The organism is Acidovorax sp. 106 (assembly GCF_003663825.1).
GTDB lineage: Bacteria > Pseudomonadota > Gammaproteobacteria > Burkholderiales > Burkholderiaceae_C > Acidovorax.
Window position 1 is genome coordinate 1,688,714 of record NZ_RCCC01000001.1, and the last position, 16,458, is coordinate 1,705,171.

14 protein-coding genes are annotated in these 16,458 nt (G+C 63.5%); 2 read left to right on the forward strand and 12 right to left on the reverse strand.

All coding sequences use genetic code 11. The annotated features are described in order from the left end of the window. Positions 1-179: 179 nt before the first annotated feature. The 3 genes from C8C98_RS07490 to C8C98_RS07500 all read right to left on the reverse strand — a co-directional run bounded on the left by C8C98_RS07490 (position 180) and on the right by C8C98_RS07500 (position 3,625). Positions 180-605, reverse strand: coding sequence for a barstar family protein (locus C8C98_RS07490; RefSeq protein WP_099657231.1), 426 nt, complete (start codon positions 603-605; stop codon positions 180-182). Positions 606-743: 138 nt separating this feature from the next. Beyond that, positions 744-1,154 (reverse strand): ribonuclease domain-containing protein, encoded by a 411-nt coding sequence (locus C8C98_RS07495; RefSeq protein ID WP_121453742.1) that lies wholly within the window; start codon positions 1,152-1,154, stop codon positions 744-746. A 155-nt stretch (positions 1,155-1,309) separates the two neighbouring features. Next, a complete protein-coding gene (locus tag C8C98_RS07500) occupies positions 1,310-3,625 on the reverse strand; it encodes an NADP-dependent malic enzyme (protein ID WP_121453743.1) in 2,316 nt (771 codons plus the stop codon). Positions 3,626-3,881: 256 nt separating this feature from the next. Here C8C98_RS07500 and C8C98_RS07505 point away from each other — a divergent pair, with 256 nt between their 5' ends. After that, positions 3,882-4,418, forward strand: coding sequence for an ureidoglycolate lyase (locus tag C8C98_RS07505; protein WP_121453744.1), 537 nt, complete (start codon positions 3,882-3,884; stop codon positions 4,416-4,418). A gap of 55 nt (positions 4,419-4,473) precedes the next feature. Here the strand turns inward: C8C98_RS07505 and C8C98_RS07510 are convergent, their stop codons facing one another. The 9 genes from C8C98_RS07510 to C8C98_RS07550 form a co-directional block, all read right to left on the reverse strand. Next, positions 4,474-5,658, reverse strand: coding sequence for an amidase (locus tag C8C98_RS07510; protein ID WP_121453745.1), 1,185 nt, complete (start codon positions 5,656-5,658; stop codon positions 4,474-4,476). Between the two features lie 13 nt (positions 5,659-5,671). Next, entirely contained in the window at positions 5,672-6,697 is a 1,026-nt protein-coding gene (locus C8C98_RS07515; protein WP_233574664.1) for an ABC transporter ATP-binding protein, read from the reverse strand. A gap of 84 nt (positions 6,698-6,781) precedes the next feature. Then, positions 6,782-7,819, reverse strand: coding sequence for an ABC transporter ATP-binding protein (locus tag C8C98_RS07520; protein ID WP_121453747.1), 1,038 nt, complete (start codon positions 7,817-7,819; stop codon positions 6,782-6,784). A 4-nt stretch (positions 7,820-7,823) separates the two neighbouring features. Next, entirely contained in the window at positions 7,824-8,759 is a 936-nt protein-coding gene (locus C8C98_RS07525) for an ABC transporter permease (RefSeq protein ID WP_162996073.1), read from the reverse strand. Between the two features lie 13 nt (positions 8,760-8,772). Further along, positions 8,773-9,726 carry an ABC transporter permease gene (locus C8C98_RS07530; RefSeq protein WP_121453748.1) on the reverse strand — a complete coding sequence of 318 codons (954 nt, stop codon included), beginning with the start codon at positions 9,724-9,726 and terminating at the stop codon, positions 8,773-8,775. 105 nt (positions 9,727-9,831) lie between these two features. Beyond that, a complete protein-coding gene (locus C8C98_RS07535) occupies positions 9,832-11,424 on the reverse strand; it encodes an ABC transporter substrate-binding protein (RefSeq protein ID WP_199726647.1) in 1,593 nt (530 codons plus the stop codon). 334 nt (positions 11,425-11,758) lie between these two features. Beyond that, positions 11,759-13,276 carry a CoA-acylating methylmalonate-semialdehyde dehydrogenase gene (locus C8C98_RS07540; RefSeq protein ID WP_121453750.1) on the reverse strand — a complete coding sequence of 506 codons (1,518 nt, stop codon included), beginning with the start codon at positions 13,274-13,276 and terminating at the stop codon, positions 11,759-11,761. Between the two features lie 70 nt (positions 13,277-13,346). Further along, positions 13,347-13,976, reverse strand: coding sequence for a DJ-1/PfpI family protein (locus tag C8C98_RS07545; RefSeq protein WP_121453751.1), 630 nt, complete (start codon positions 13,974-13,976; stop codon positions 13,347-13,349). A gap of 25 nt (positions 13,977-14,001) precedes the next feature. After that, the gene (locus C8C98_RS07550; RefSeq protein ID WP_121453752.1) at positions 14,002-15,363 is read right to left on the reverse strand and encodes an aspartate aminotransferase family protein; all 1,362 of its coding nucleotides are present in this window, start codon (positions 15,361-15,363) and stop codon (positions 14,002-14,004) included. Positions 15,364-15,491: 128 nt separating this feature from the next. Between C8C98_RS07550 and C8C98_RS07555 the strand changes: the two genes are divergently transcribed. Then, positions 15,492-16,454: a LysR family transcriptional regulator gene (locus C8C98_RS07555; protein ID WP_121453753.1), complete on the forward strand. Its 963-nt coding sequence runs from the start codon at positions 15,492-15,494 to the stop codon at positions 16,452-16,454. The last annotated feature ends 4 nt before the right edge of the window (positions 16,455-16,458 follow it).

The following is a 16,458-nucleotide window of genomic DNA, read 5'->3' on the forward strand; positions in this document are numbered from 1 at the left end:
GCTCAGCCAATAACCAGCATTGAACGGGCTGCTCATGCGCAGCGCCAAGGGGGACACATCGACCAGTTTGTCGGTGGGCATTTTTTCTGCGGGCTCTGCTGCAATCTCGATCCGTTGGACTTTGGGTGCTTCACTGGCCTCGTTCGCCCGTTCTGCTTGGCTGTTGGATGCAGAACGGGCTACAGAAAAGAATAGAAACAGCGGAAGGGTATTTTCCGGTCACTCCAGTAGTCCGCTGCATCCCGGAAGATATCGAGCAGTTGCTCCCGGGCTTCCTTGTCAAACTTCACGGTGGCCGGAATCTGCTCTAGCACCACAATGAAACCAGGCTGTGGGCCCGATTTGTGCAAGGGGTCTGTCATGCAGTCGTACAGCGCGTCGAAGTTCTTGCCAAAGTGCGCCGGGAAGGTGAATTGCCCGGCGATGAGGTCAAGCACATCCTGCTTGGTCTGTGCGTGGGCCAGGTTGGCATACAGAAAATGGTGGCCCATGGAAGTGGCCGCATCCTGCAGATCCTGCACGCGGAAGGCGCGAATAGACTGCACGATGTTGGCACGTACGCCACGCAGGGGCGTTTCCAGGTCTTTACGAAGTGGCGTCTGCATCTCCGCTACTCTTTCTAAATAAAGTCCACAAACTTCTGGCATTCCGCAGGGCCGGTGCATGCACCTTGCGGGTGGGAGGATTCAAAGGGCATACCGTGCGCAGCCAAGATGGGACTGGCGCACACGGCATGGAAGAGGTCACTCGACGATTTCGCGGAAACTGGCGTAGTGGTCGCTGGTGTAGTAGCAAGCGTCCGGCGTCCGGGGCTTCTGGCCTCCACACACAATGCGGCGCGCCCCCCGGTTGCGAGCGCCAGGCGTTCTGACGGTGTATTCGCGGTAGTAGCCGCGTTGCTGTGCTGGCAGGATGCGCTCACGGTTGCCAAAGACCGATCCATCCTTGTCATACGGGAACGGCCCACCCTCCCGGATCAGCGCATAGGTCGCCCGCCCCTGGGCAGGCAGCTCGGCCAATGCAATGGAGGAAAGAGAACCAGCGGCAGACGGAGTTTGGCGGGCATGGCCCACCACCGGAGCCAACACAAACGCGGCACCCAAAACCCACAAAACCCCTGCTTTGCGAACCTGGGTGGCAAAAGCCTTCAGCATCAACGACACCTTTCAGAAACCACGGGTTAACCCGAAATTTCGAGCCCGTAGTGTGACGCAATACCCCCCAAAAAGCAAGCGCCTGCCCAATTATTGGGCAGGCGCTTGGCGTGGGTGGCAGCCAAAAAAGTTGGCAGTTACTATCTTTTGAGGGCTTATCGCGACGCGTTAGCGTCGGCTACCGTCAAAGCCGTCATATTCACAATACGGCGCACTGTGGTGCTGGCGGTGAGGATGTGCACCGGCTGCGCCGCGCCCAGCAGCACGGGGCCAATGGCGATGTTGCCGCCCGCTGCGGTTTTGAGCAGGTTGTAAGAAATATTGGCCGCATCGATGTTGGGCAGCACCAGCAAGTTGGCGTCACCGATCAGGTCGCTGTGCGGCATGATGGCCGCGCGGGCCTTGCTGTCCAGGGCCACATCGCCGTGCATCTCGCCGTCCACTTCCAGCCAGGGGGCCTGCACGCGCAGCAACTCCAGGGTCTGGCGCATCTTGATGGCGCTGGGCTGGTTGCTGGAGCCAAAGTTGGAGTGCGACAGCAGTGCAGCGCGGGGCTTGATGCCAAAGCGCATCATTTCCTCGGCCGCCATCACGGTGATTTCCGCCAGTTGCTCGGCTGTGGGGTCGTAGTTGACGTGCGTATCGACCAGGAACACCTGGCGATCGGGCAGCAGCAGGCCGTTCATGCACGCAAACGTGGTCACGCCGGCGCGCTTGCCAATCACCTGGTCAATGTAGTTCAGGTGCAAATTGGTGTGGCCCCAGGTGCCTGCAATCAGGCCATCGACCTCGCCCTTGTGCAGCAGCATGGCGCCGATCAGCGACAGGCGGCGGCGCATTTCGATCTTGGCAATCGGCACCGTCACGCCCTTGCGCTCGGTCATGCGGTGGTAGGTTTGCCAGAAGTCGCGGTAGCGGTGGTCTTGCTCCACGTTCACCACGTCGTAGTCACGCCCTTCCTGCAGGCGCAGGCCGAATTTCTCGATGCGCTCGGCGATCACCGTGGGGCGGCCAATCAGTGTGGGGCGGGCAACGCGCTCATCCACCACGATTTGCGCAGCGCGCAGCACGCGCTCTTCTTCACCTTCGGCATAGGCCACGCGCTTCTTCGTAGCGCTCTTGGCGGCCGTGAAGATGGGCTTCATCATGGTGCCCGAGGCGTACACGAAGCTTTGCAGCTGGTCGCGGTAAGCGTCCATGTCAGCGATGGGGCGCAGGGCCACGCCACTGTCGGCAGCTGCCTGGGCCACGGCGGGCGCAATCATCATCATCAAGCGGGGGTCGAACGGCTTGGGGATGAGGTACTCGGGGCCAAAGGCCAGCTGCTCGCCCACGTAAGCCGCAGCCACCACTTCGCTTTGCTCGGCCTGGGCCAGCTCGGCAATGGCGTGCACGGCGGCAATTTCCATCTCCAGCGTGATGGTGGTGGCGCCGCTATCGAGCGCCCCACGGAAGATGTACGGGAAGCAGAGGACGTTGTTGACCTGGTTGGGGTAGTCCGTGCGGCCCGTGGCGATGATGGCGTCATCGCGCACCGCCTTCACGTCTTCGGGCTGGATTTCAGGGTTGGGGTTGGCCAGCGCGAAGATCAAGGGGCGGGCCGCCATCTTCTTGACCATGTCCTGCTTGAGCACGCCGCCTGCCGACAGGCCCAGAAACACGTCCGCGCCGTCGATCACTTCGCTCAGGGTGCGCTGGTCCGTCTTTTGGGCGAACTGGATCTTGTCCTCGTCCATCAGCTCGGTGCGGCCTTCGTACACCACACCGGCCAGGTCGGTCACCCAGATGTTTTCGCGGGGAATGCCCAGCTTAACCAGCAGGCCCAGGCACGCCAGGGCTGCAGCGCCAGCGCCCGAGGTCACCAGCTTCACGCTTTTGGGGTCTTTGCCCGCCACCTTCAGGCCGTTCAAGATGGCCGCGCCCACCACGATGGCCGTGCCGTGCTGGTCGTCATGGAAGACCGGAATCTTCATGCGTTCGCGCAGCTTGCGCTCGATGTAGAAGCAGTCAGGGGCCTTGATGTCTTCGAGGTTGATACCGCCGAAAGTGGGCTCCAGGCTGGCAATGATTTCGACCAGCTTCTCGGGGTCTTTCTCATTGATTTCGATGTCAAACACATCGATGCCCGAGAACTTCTTGAACAGAACGCCTTTGCCTTCCATCACGGGCTTGCCAGCCAGCGGACCGATATCGCCCAAGCCCAGCACGGCGGTGCCGTTGGTCACCACGCCCACCAAATTGCCACGGCTGGTGTACTTGAAGGCCGCGTTCGGGTCTTTGACGATTTCTTCACAAGGAGCGGCCACACCCGGCGAATAAGCTAACGCCAGATCGTGCTGGTTGACCATCTGCTTGGTGGCAGCGATGGCGATTTTGCCGGGCTTGGGAAACTCGTGGTATTCGAGTGCCGCGCGGCGCAGCTGGGCACGCTTGTCTGGGTTGTTGTTCTGGGCCGTGGTGTTCTCGGGCATGCAGTGTCTCCAGCTTGGGGTAAGGCGAAAGGAACACCGGGCACACGCCCGGCGAAGGCTGTCAGCTTTGTAAGGGTCTGAGATTGTAGGCGCCGTTACGTAAAAACCCTAGTAAGCGGATCTGCTTACTTCTCGGGAACGCATTGTGGCCTGGGTCCGGAGCGATTTTGTCCAATTGCCAATGCGTAAATGCCATAGGGAATTGCGCTGAGCGCGACTACACCCAACAGGCGCGCTTCTTGCACTAACAGAGCCTATGCCCACCTTAAACACCTCCACTTTGGCAACACCTGCACAGCAGCTGACACCCGCAGTCCTCACGCCTGCAGCTTTCGCAGCCTTTGGCACCGTGCTGCAAGCGCCACCTGGCCCAGGCCGCCTGATCAATGCAGGCACCAGCGAGCGGTTTGACCTGGTGGACGACCTGTGCCTGGGCCAACAAGGCGGGCGGGCACAAATGGCGCTGTTCCGGGCCCAGGCGCGACAATTTCCCGTCGCGCTGGAAGAGATGGAGCGCCACCAACTGGGCAGCCAGTCGTTCATCCCCTTGGGACGCCGCCGCTTCGTGATCGTGGTGGCCGCCGCAGGCCTGCCCCCACAAGCATCCGATCTGCGCGCTTTTGTAAGCAATGGACTGCAAGGGGTCACCCTGGCGCCAGGTACATGGCACCACGCCTTAATGGCGGTGGATGCGGGCGATTTCCTGGTGGTGGAACGGGCCAGCTCCGCAATCGACTGCGATACTTGGCTTCTGACCACCCCGCTGTGTTTGCAATGGGGCCCAGAGGATTGAACCGCTGCGATGCGGAACGTAGCAGTTGGCTGGACAAATACCCCGCTCACAGAGCTCAGGCCGCAGCAGCGATCCGCTCCGCCAACCCCACCAGTGATCTATCGCTGCCAGCGGGGCCCAGCAAAGACAACCCCAACGGCGCTCCATCGCGCTGAGCCATCGGCATAGACAACTGCGGAAAGCCTGCCAGCCCTGCAATGCAGAGCATCTGGATGGCACGGTTGCGGTAGTCCTCCAGGCTGCTCTCTGGCGCAGCCCGCAAAGGCGCCACATCGGGCATGGTGGGCATCAGCAACACCCCGTCGGCTCCCAGCAGGTCCGTCATATGCTGCTTGAATCGACCGCGAAAGGCACTTGCAGCGGCCACCTGCGCATCGGTCACGGCGCGCGACCAGGCAAACCGCTCTGCCACACCAGGCCCCAGGGGCGGGGCAAAGCGCTCGATCAGTGGACCATCTGTCATCCAGGCTTCACGGCCTTGCAGATAGCGAAAGTTCCAGTACATCGCGTCGAACGAATCCAGCGCTACACCCAATCGGATGGGTGCCCCCAGCACAGCGGTCACACTCTGGGTAGCGGCCTGGAGCGCATCCACCACACCGGGAGCCAAGAGACCCCAGACATCGGCAGGCCACAGCACGCGCACCTGGGGCGGCAGGGGCGACACATCTGCCGCCAGCAGCACATCGGCCACGCGGGCAAAGGTGTACACATCGCGAGCGAACCAGCCGCAGGTGTCCAGGCTGGGGGCCAAGTCCAGAGCGCCTTGCAGGCTGATACGCCCGTGCGTAGGGCGCAAGCCGTACAGACCGCAGTGGTTGGCCGGGGCACGCACCGATCCCCCGGTGTCTGTGCCCAAGGCAAAGTCACACAGGCCAGAGGACGCCGCCGAAGCCGAGCCCGATGAAGAGCCGCCTGTGATGCGTGTGGGCGCACCACCGTTGATGGGCGCGCCAAAGTGGGCGTTGTTGCCATTCATGGAAAACGCCAGTTCGTCGGTCACCGTTTTGCCGACCATGCGAGCACCTGCGTCCAGCAGCTTTTGCACCGTGGGCGCCGTCTGCGCCTTGATACCCGACTGGGCCAACACCAGCGGATTGCCGCCCCCCGTGGGATAGCCCGCCACATCAAACAAATCCTTGACCCCGAAAGTCAGGCCCGACAGCGGACCAGAGCCAGCATGGGGCACAGGCACGTCGGGATAAGGCACAAAGGCATGGGCAGGGTCGTACAAGGGCATAGCGGCAGTGGCGTTAATGGGTGAACGAAGCGGGAGCGGGGGCTGCAGCATCGAGAGCATCGGTGCGCAGACAGCGGGCCTGGTGGCCGGGGGCGATAGCCACCAGCGGGGGCTGCTGCAAGTGGCACGCCTCGGCGGCCAGTGCACAGCGCTCAGCAAATGCACACCCTGGCGGCAGCGCAGACAAGTCAGGCGGAGCCCCGCCAATGGTCTGCAGCGGCATGCCACGCGCCATGGCACCGTGGGCGCGACTTTGCAAAAGAGCCCGCGTGTAGGGATGGCGTGGATTGCGGATCAGGTCGTGGGCTGTTCCCTCTTCCACAATGCGCCCGGCATACATCACGGCAATGCGGTCGGCCACCTCCACTGCGGCACCAATGTCGTGGGTGACAAAGATGACCGAAAGTCCCAGATCGCGCTGCAGCTCGCGCAACAGCAGCAGGATCTGGATCTGCACCGTGGCGTCCAGTGCGGTGGTGGGCTCATCGGCCAGCAGCAGCTGGGGGTGGCAGGCCAGGGCCAGGGCGATCATGGCGCGCTGGCGCATGCCGCCCGACATTTCATGGGGGTAAGCCTGCAGACGGCGCTCTGGGCTGGGGATGCGCACACGCTCGAACAATGCCAACGCGCGCTGCTGGGCCTGGGTTGCGGTGATGGCGGGCTGATGGCGCCGGATGGCCTCCACGATCTGCGCACCCACGGTGTACACCGGGTCCAGCGCCAGCAAGGGTTCCTGGAAGATCATGGAAGTGACCTTGCCCCGGTAGTCCGCCAAAGCCTTGCTCGACAGGGCCAGTACATCCATGCCCGCCACCCGCACCTCACCGCCCAGGCGCGTGCGCCGCTCGGGGTGCAAACGCAGCAGCGTGCGTAAGGTGACGCTTTTGCCCGAGCCAGACTCACCGATCAGCGCCACCACTTCACCGCGCCCCACCTGCAAGGTCACTCCGCTGACGGCCTGCACGGGCTTGCGACCTCCGGTGAAGGTGACACTCAAGTCGCGCAGCACCACCATTGGCTCTTCGTCGGGTGTGGACATCATGGTTGGATTTTTCTCTGGAGAAGTCAGCGATACGTCGGCATTGAGGAGGGGCGCCAAAGGCGCGTCATGGGTGCCGGGGTTTCATGCCGCCTGGCGCAAAGGCAAGGCCTTGGGATGGCCGCTGCCAGGTTCGTATTGCAAGCAGGCCACCATATGCACGGGCGTGGCCAACGTGCGCTGCGGCAGCTGTTGCGCACACACCGGCGCTGCCAGGCAGCAGCGCGGGTGAAACCGACACCCGGAGGGCGGCTGGATGGGGTTGGGAGGATCGCCGGCCAGAGGGGCTTCTTCGGTGCGGTGGTCCGGATCCATCGACGGCATGGACGACAAAAGGGCTGCAGTGTAGGGGTGCGCAGGCTGCTCAAAGAGCGCATCCGAAGGCCCGATCTCTGCCACCTGCCCCAGATACATCACCATCACCCGGTCGCTCATGTAATGCACCACATTCAGGTCGTGGCTGATGAAGACGTAGGTCAGGCCAAACTCTGCTTTGAGGTCGGTCAGCAGGTTCAGTACCTGGGCTTCCACCGACTTGTCGAGGGCGGAGACTGCTTCGTCCAGGATCACCATGCGCGGCTGCAAAGCCAGCGCCCGTGCAATGTTCACCCGCTGCCGCTGCCCGCCTGAAAGCTCGTGCGGGTAGCGCTCTGCAAAGCGCGCAGGCGCCAGGCCCACGCGGTCCAGCAGATTGCGGGCGCGGGCGACGGCATCGCGCCTTGGCAGTCCGTGCACCTGCGGGCCAAAGGCCACCGAGTCTTCAATGGTCAGGCGCGGGTTCAGCGATGCATAGCTGTCCTGAAACACCATTTGTACCTGCCGCCGAAACTCCTTGAGCGGCAGGTCACGGCTGCCGACCGTGCAGCCGTCAAAAATGACCTCACCCGCCGTGGGTTCCATCAACTGCATCAATAGCCGAGCTGTGGTGGACTTGCCGCAGCCCGACTCCCCCACCACCCCGAGTGTTTCGCCTTTGAGCACCTCAAAGTCCACGCCGTCCACCGCGTGCACCACGCCACCGCCGCGCCCGAACGCGTCTTTCTTGAGCGGGAAGTGCTTGACCAAGCCCCGCACGGTGAGCAACGGCTGCGCAGGTCCGCCGACATCCAGGTTCACATGCATGGCATCAGCCCTTGTTGTCCATGGCCGACCGCAGGCCGTCCGAGAGGATGTTGAACGAGATGGAGGTGATGAAAATCATCAACCCGGGCAGTGCAGCGACCCAGGGCTGCACGTAGATGGCCGTGCGCAGGGTGTTGAGCATGAGGCCCCACTCGGGCTCGGGCGGCTTCACACCCAAGCCCAGAAACGACAGGCCTGAGGCCAGGATCATCGACACCGCGATCAGGCTGGTGGCATACACGAAGATGGGACCCAGCACATTGCCCAGCACGTGCACCCGCACGATGGTGAAGGCATTGGCCCCCGACGCGCGCGCGGCCTCCACATAGTCGCGGTTGCGCACCTGGGTGGTCACGCTCTCGGCCACGCGCACGATCTGCGGGATGAACACGATGGTCAGCGAGATGAGCGAGTTGACCATGCCCGCGCCCAGCACACCCGACAGCGCAATGGCCAACAGCACCGAGGGGAAGGCATAGAACACATCCACCGTGCGCATGATGGCGGTGTTGACCAGGCCACCGGCATACCCTGCCACGATGCCGATGACCGAGCCGATCACAAACGCACACACCACTGGTGTTATGCCAATGAACAGGGACAGCCGGGCACCCACAATCAAGCGCGAGAGCATGTCGCGCCCCAGCTCGTCGCTGCCCAGCGGAAGACCCTCGGTACCGATGGGTTTGAGGCGCTTGAGCATGGAAGATGCATACGGGTCAGCGGGCGCAATCCACGGCCCGAACACGGCTAAGGCGATGAGCACCACCACCACCAGGGCCGCCCCCATGGCGACGGGGTCGTGCGTAAAGCGGATGAAGGCCGCCGTCCAGTACCCACGCGATCGCTGCGCTGGTAACGCGCCTGCAGCCAGGGCATCCGGTGACGATGGGGCAGGCGACAAAGAATGGGGTGAAGACGCGGCAGTCAAGATGGTCATGGAGGCTTCTCCCTCAAGCGCGGGCAATGCGCGGATCCAGCAGCGTTTGCAGCATGTCCACCAGCAAGTTGAGCAACACAAAGAACAAGGCCAACACCAGGATGGTTCCCTGCAGCAACGGCAGGTCGCGCTGGAAGATGGCGGAGTTGAGCAAGAAGCCCGTGCCCGGCCAGGAGAACACGGTCTCGATCAGGATGGAGCCCCCCAGCAGGTAGCCCAGTTGCAGCCCCATCACCGCCAGCGCCGTGGGCGCTGCGTTCTTGACCATGTGGCGAAACACCCCAAAGTGCGTGAGCCCCTTGGCCCGCAGGCCCACGATGAACTCCTGGTCCAGAATTTCGGCCACCAGGGCACGCACGGTGCGCGCGATGATGCCCATCGGAATCACCGACATCGTGATAGCAGGCAGCACCAGGAACTGCAGGTGCTCCCAGTCCCAGGCCCAGTCGGACGAGCCCCCCGGGCCCGCCCCCGTGGCGGGTAGCCAGGCCAGCTGCGAGCTGAAAACGATCACCATCACCATGCCCAGCCAGTAGTGCGGCACGCTCACCCCCAGCACCGACAGCAGAGACGCCAGCCGGTCTACCCACGAGTGGCGAAAGTACCCTGCTACAAAGCCAAACAGGCTGCCCAGCACAAAGCCAATGGCTGTGGCGACCACGGCCAGGCGCAGGGTGTTGGCCACGGCCGTCATTACTTCGCCCGCCACGGCGCGGTTGCTGGCAATCGATACGCCCAGATCACCGTGCAGTGCGCGCCACACCCACATCGCAAACTGCTCAGGCAGCGATCGGTTAAACCCATACAACTCGCGCAACTGGGCCTGCAGCTCGGCCGAGGCGTCGGGCGGCAAGATAGACACCAGCGGATCGCCAGGGGCTAGGTGCACCAGCAAAAAGCACACCAGCGCTACGCCCAACATGATGGGCAGGGCATAGACGACGCGGCGCAGCAGATAAGCAATCATGGGACAGTCCTGCAACGGGGTGAAAGGTCAAGCTGCGCGCCCGCAGGGGCTGGGCGCGGGGTGCAGGGTTCACGCCGGGCTGGCCGGTGTGACCCTGCCCGGGGATCAATCCATCGTCATCGTGGCGATGTCAATGAACCAGCTCTTGGGCTGCACTACGTTTTTGACCTTGGCCGACAGGGCACGCGGCCCCACGTCGTGGGCGATCCAGACAAACGGTGCGTCTTCCACGATGTGGGCATGCAACTTGGCCAGGGCAGCGTCACGGGCCTTATCGTCAAAACTGGTGCGGGCATCGGCCACCAGCTTGTCCACCTCGGCATTGCCGTAGTAGCCCCAGTTGTTGGACACCGGCGGGAAGGCCTTTGTGCTCACAAATCGCACCATGGCAAAGAACGGATCCATGGCGGCAAAGCTGATGTTCACGGCGTTCGCACCATTGGCTGACGGGTCCTTGGCGCCCTTGCGCCAGTTGGTGAACAAGGTGTTCCACTCGATCACATCGAACTGCACGTCGAAGTAGCACTGCTTGAGGGACTGCTGCGCAAACTCATTCATCGGCAGTGGCTGCATTTGCCCCGAGCCCGAGGCCGAGATCTGCACCTTCACCTTGATGGGCTTGGCAGCCGAGTAGCCTGCCTGCGCCATCAAGGCCTGTGCCGCCTTCACGTCGTACTTGATGTCGAACTTGGGGTTGCCCCACCAGGGGTGGCCGGGCGGCACTGTGCCCTTGGGCTCGGCCATCATGCCGCCCAGCAGCTGCTTCATGCCGCCACGGTCAATGCACAGGTTGGCCGCCTGGCGCACACGCTTGTCCAGCCAGGGCGAGCCCTCGGCAAACGACAGCTGCCACGGCCATACGTGGGGCTGGGCGTTGGAGTAAATCTTGAAACCACGCTGCGTGATCTGCGGCATGGCATCGGGCGCAGGCGCCTCGATCCAGTCCACCTGGCCGCCCAGCAACGCGGCCGTGCGGGCGTTGGCCTCAGGCATGGGCAACATCACCACCTTGTCGATCTTGGGGGTGCGCTTGGCATCCCAATACCCCTTGTTGGCAGCCAGCTCCAGGCGCTCACGCGCCACAAACCGCGTCACCTTGAAGGGACCCGAACCCGCGGGATCGGCCGCAAAGGCGGTCCACGCTGCCTTGGACTTGTCGGCCGGTGTGGCGCCAGAGGCTGCATCAAACTTCTTCTGCCAATGTGCGGGCGAAGCCATGAACAGATTGGTCAGGTTGATGGGCAGGAAGGCATCGGGCTCGCTGGTGGTCAGCTCTACCGTGAGGTCGTCGATCTTGCGGGCCGAGCGCAGCGTGGGCATGCGCGACGCCGTCACGCCCACCTGGCTGGCGTCAAAGTGCACGGCGTCCTTGTCCAGCACCTTGGCCACGTTCCACACCACCGCATCGGCATTGAAGGCCGAGCCATCATGGAACTTGACGCCAGAGCGCAGTTTGAAGACCCACTTGGTCTTGTCCTTGGCATCTACCGCCCACGAGGTGGCCAGCCCCTCGATCAGCACACTCGGTGCATCGGCCTTTGACAAGTCCCATTGCGTGAGCGAGTCGTAGATGGGAATACCAGTGAAGCGGTTGCCCTCAAAGCCCTGGTCAGGCTGCCCCAGCGTGCGCGGAATGTCGGCGGCCGTCATGGCGATGCGCAACACTTTGTCCTGCGCCACCGCAGCGTTGCCACCCATGAGTGAGAGGGCAGAGACCAGGGCCAACACCAACGCGTTGCGACGCTGGAGGAGAGATTGCGACGTCAGGACATTGCGCATGGATTCACCTTCAAAAGGGGTTGCGGGTTGATAGATGCAACACCCCTTCAAGCAATTGATATGCCACGCGAAATACGCCAGCACAGCCCCCGTTGCACCAGGCTGCAGCCCCCGCACCATGGTCCCACCACACTGGTGCGTAAACCGCTGCCTCAGACCCCATCCTCAACGTCCACGCACCAAAGAAAACGGCCCACAAGGGGCCGTATCTGCTGGAGCGCGCTGCGCTTCTTGGCGCCCTTGCCTCGGCTGCCTATCGGCTGCTCGGGAAGCTGAACACCGCACCTTCGCGCACGCCCGCCGAGGGCCAGCGCTGCGTGATCGTCTTGCGCTTGGTATAGAAGCGCACCGCGTCAGGGCCGTAGGCATGCAAGTCGCCAAACAGCGAACGCTTCCAGCCGCCAAACGAGTGGTACGCCACGGGCACGGGCAGGGGCACGTTCACGCCCACCATGCCGACCTGGATGTGGTCGGTGAAATAGCGGGCAGCCTCGCCGTCGCGGGTGAAGATGCAGGTGCCGTTGCCGTACTCGTGGTCGTTGATGAGCTGCATGGCTTCCTGCAGCGTCTTCACGCGCACCACGCCCAGCACGGGGCCGAAGATTTCTTCCTGGTAAATCTTCATGCCGGGCTTCACGTTATCGAACAGGCAGGCGCCCAGGAAGTAGCCTTCCTCATGGCCCGCCACCTGAACGCCACGGCCGTCCACCACCAGCGTGGCGCCCTCAGCCACGCCGCTGTCCACATAGGCCTTCACTTTTTCAAAGTGCGGCTTGGTCACCAGCGGGCCCATGTCGTTGCTGTTGTCGGTGCCGGGGCCGACTTTCATCTTGGCGATCTCGGTCTTCAGGCCAGCAATCACGGCGTCACCCACTTCGTCGCCCACGGCCACCAGCAGCGGGATGGCCATGCAGCGCTCGCCGCACGATCCATAGGCCGCGCCCATCAGGGCGCTCACGGCGTTGCCCACGTCGGCATCGGGCATGAGCACGGCGTGGTTCTTGGCGCCGCCCAGGGCCTGCACCCGCTTGCCGTGTTTGCAGCCTTCGGCGTAGATGTACTCGGCAATCGGGGTGGAGCCGACGAAGCTCACGGCCTTCACGCGCGGGTCTTGCAGCAGCGTGTCCACAGCCAGCTTGTCACCGTTGACCACGTTCAGCACGCCAGGCGGCAGGCCGGCTTCCAGCGCGAGCTGGGCAATGAACAACGTGGAGGATGGATCGCGCTCGGACGGCTTGAGCACAAACGTATTGCCACAAGCCACGGCCATGGGCCACATCCACAGCGGCACCATCGCCGGGAAGTTGAACGGGGTGATGCCTGCCGTGACGCCCAGCGCCTGGAACTCGGACCACGAGTCGATATTGGGGCCGACGTTGCGGCTGTGCTCGCCCTTGAGCAGCTCGGGCGCGTAGCTGGCGTATTCCACGTTCTCGACGCCGCGCTGCAGCTCGCCATGCGCGTCGGCCAGCACCTTGCCGTGCTCGGCGGTGATCAGGGCGGCGATCTTGTCGGCGTTTTCTTCGAGCAGCACCTTGAGCTTGCTCATCACGCGGGCGCGCTTCAAAGGCGGCGTGTTGCGCCAGGCGGGGAAGGCGGCCTCGGCGGAGGCAATGGCGGCCTCGACCGTGGCCTGGCTCGCCAGCGCCACGCTGGTGGTCGACTGGCCGGTGGCGGGGTTGAACACGGGCTGCGTGCGCTCGGTGTCAGCGACGATCTGGCCGTCAATCAGGTGGCCGATGGTGGTGGTGACGTTCTTGTCGTGGTTCATGGTGGTTTCAAGTAAAAAGTGCCTCTGGCGCTTACCTATCAAGCGCTAGCAGCTATCAAATTAATATTGATCAAGCCGAGACTGTCTGTGGTTCCAGCACAGGCAGCACATGGGCCAGCGCACGGTCGATGTAGTCCTGCTTCTCGCCCACCGGGGCAAAGTAGTGCAGCACCTCACGCGCGGCGTCCAGCCCCTTGAGGCGGGCAATCAGCCACGCCACCAGGTACTGCGACGCCAGGCAACCGCCCGCCGTGGCCACGTTGCCACGGGCAGTGAAGGCGCGTGGCACCACATCGACGCCGGACTCCACCACCCACGGTTTGCTGGTCAGGTCCGTACAGGCGGGCGTGCCGCTGAGCAGGCCCAGGCGGCTGAGCAGGAAGGTGCCCGAGCATTGCGCCGCCAGCAACTGGCGTTCGGGGTTCAGCACGCGCAGTGGCTCCATCAGCGCCGGGGTGTTGGCCACCTCACGCGTCTTCATGCCGCTGCCCACCAACACCGCGTCGGCCTGGGCCAATTGGCTCAGGTCCTCGTGCGCGTCGATGGTCAACCCGTTCATGGACGTGACGCGCGGCGTGGGGCTGGCAATGCGCACCTGCCAGTCCGTGTCGCCCAGCAGCGCAATGCGGCTGAGCATGCCAAACGCCACCAGCGAATCGAGGTCGTTGAAGGCATCGAAGGTAAGGATGGAAATGCGCATGGAACGATGGGCAGGCGGATGAGGCTCAGGCCGTTTCGTGCAGGGCATCGCCCAGGGCGCTGACCAGGCGGTCGATTTCAGCCTGGGTGCTGATGAAGGGCGGTGCCAGCTGGATGGTGTCGCCACCGTAGCGCACGTAAAAGCCCTTCTTCCAGCAGTTCATCGCAATTTCATAAGGACGGCGGGCCGGCTCACCCGGCAGCGCGGCAATGGTGAAGCCAGCAGCCAGACCAAAGTTGCGGATGTCGGCCACATGCTTGGCGCCCTTGAGGCTGTGCACGGCCTGCTCAAAGTACGGGGCCAGCGCCTTCACGCGGCCGATCATGTCTTCCTTTTGCAGGATGTCGAGCGCCGCAATGCCCGCTGCGCACGCCACCGGGTGGGCCGAGTAGGTGTAGCCGTGCGGGAACTCCAGCATGTACTCGGGGCCGCCTGCGGCCATGAAGGTGTCGTAGATCTCTTTGGTGGCCACCACGCCGCCCAGTGGCTGCGCGCCGTTGGTCACTTGCTTGGCAAAGTTCAGGATGTCGGGCGTCACGCCAAAAGCCTCGGCACCCGTCCAAGCGCCGCTGCGGCCAAAGCCGCTGATCACTTCGTCAAAAATCAGCAGGATATTGTTCTGCGTGCAGATCTCGCGCAGGCGCTGCAGGTAGCCCACGGGCGGGATCACCACACCGGCAGAGCCCGAGAAGGGCTCGACGATCACGGCGGCGATGTTCGATGCGTCGTGCAGCGCGATCACTTCCAGCAAGCGGTCGGCCAGCTCTTTGCCCGTGGGCGGCATGCCCTTGTGGAACGAGCCTGCGGGCGGCTGGGTGTGGGGCAGGTGGTCGGCCTCAATGCCTTGGCCAAACAGCTTGCGGTTGGCCACGATGCCGCCTACCGAGATGCCGCCAAAGTTCACGCCGTGGTAGCCCTTTTCGCGGCCGATCAGGCGCGTTTTGCTGGCCTGGCCCTTAGCGCGCCAGTAAGCGCGTGCCATCTTGAGCGAAGTGTCGGCCGACTCGGAGCCTGAGCCGGTGAAGAACACGTAGTCGAGGCCCGCAGGCGTGAGTTCTTTGACGCGGTTGGCCAGCTCGAAAGACAGCGGGTGGCCAAACTGGAAGGCGGGGGCGTAGTCCAGCTTCATCGCCTGCTTGCCGATGGCCTCGGCGATCTCGCGGCGGCCGTGGCCCAAGCCCGCGCACCACAGGCCCGAGAGGCCGTCAAAAATCTTGCGACCTTCGGAGTCGGTGTAGTAGGCGCCGCTGCCCTCCACGATCATGCGCGGATTGGCCTTGAACTGGCGGTTGGCTGTGTAGGGCATCCAGTGGGCGTCCAGCCACTCGGCGTCCATGCGGGGGCCTTCGGCACCGGCGGCGGGTTTTTCGATGTTGACGAAGCTCATGGGGTTCTCCAGTGCAAGGGCGGCGAAAAATGGCGGACGACCCCAGCGTCTGGGGCTTGATATGGGGCATTGTTGCTGGGGGTGTTAATCTCTCAAATAGTCAAATATCAATGTTTACTTGAGCGTTTATGCAAGTAAAAACCTCCCCAGACGCCCCCCACATCCGCACAGCCAAGCACCGAGCCCTGCTGGGCCAGCTCAGTGACATGGACTTGCGCCTGCTGCAGGTGTTTAAAAGCGTGGTGGAGTGCGGCGGCATGTCGGCTGCCGAGCTGGAATTGAACATCGGCACCAGCACCGTGAGCCGCCACATGAAGGACCTGGAAACCCGCCTGGGCCTCACCTTGTGCCGCCGGGGGCGTGCGGGGTTCGCCCTTACGGCCGAGGGGCAGCGGGTGTATGACGAAACCTTGCGCCTGCTCAGTGCAGTAGATGCTTTTCGCAGCAGCATCGACGACATCCACTCGCGCATGGGCGGGCAACTGGCCGTAGCCGTATTCGACAAAACCGCCAGCAACCCTGCCGCCCGCATCAGTGAGGCCATCGCCGCTTTCGCGCAGCAGGCGCCCGACGTCAACTTGCAGTTGCATGTGGGATCCATCAACGCCATCGAGCGCGGCGTGATGGACGGCAGCTACCACGTGGGCATCATCCCCGCCCACCGCAGCTCGCAGAGCCTGATCTACACCGATCTGTTCACTGAAACCATGCTGCTGTACTGCGGCATCGGGCACCCATTGTTTGGCGCGCAGCGCCCCACGCTGGACTGGGAAAGTGTGCGCCACCACCCGTTTGCCGGACTGGGCTACCACTCGCCCAACATGGAGCTGAGCCACCGTGCTGAACTCACCCGGGCTGCCACGGGGTTCGACCAGGAGTCGATTGCCACGCTGATCCTGTCGGGGCGGTTTCTGGGCTTTTTGCCTGACCACTACGCAGAAGCCTTTGAGCGCGCGGGCCGCATGCAGGCGGTGCAACCCGACCAGTTTCACTACGAGTGCAAGTTCGTGAGCCTGGTGCGCCGCTCACCCGCCCCATCGCGGGCCACCCAGGCGTTTCAGGGTTGTCTAGCGCGGGCCCACTTGCCTTGACGCG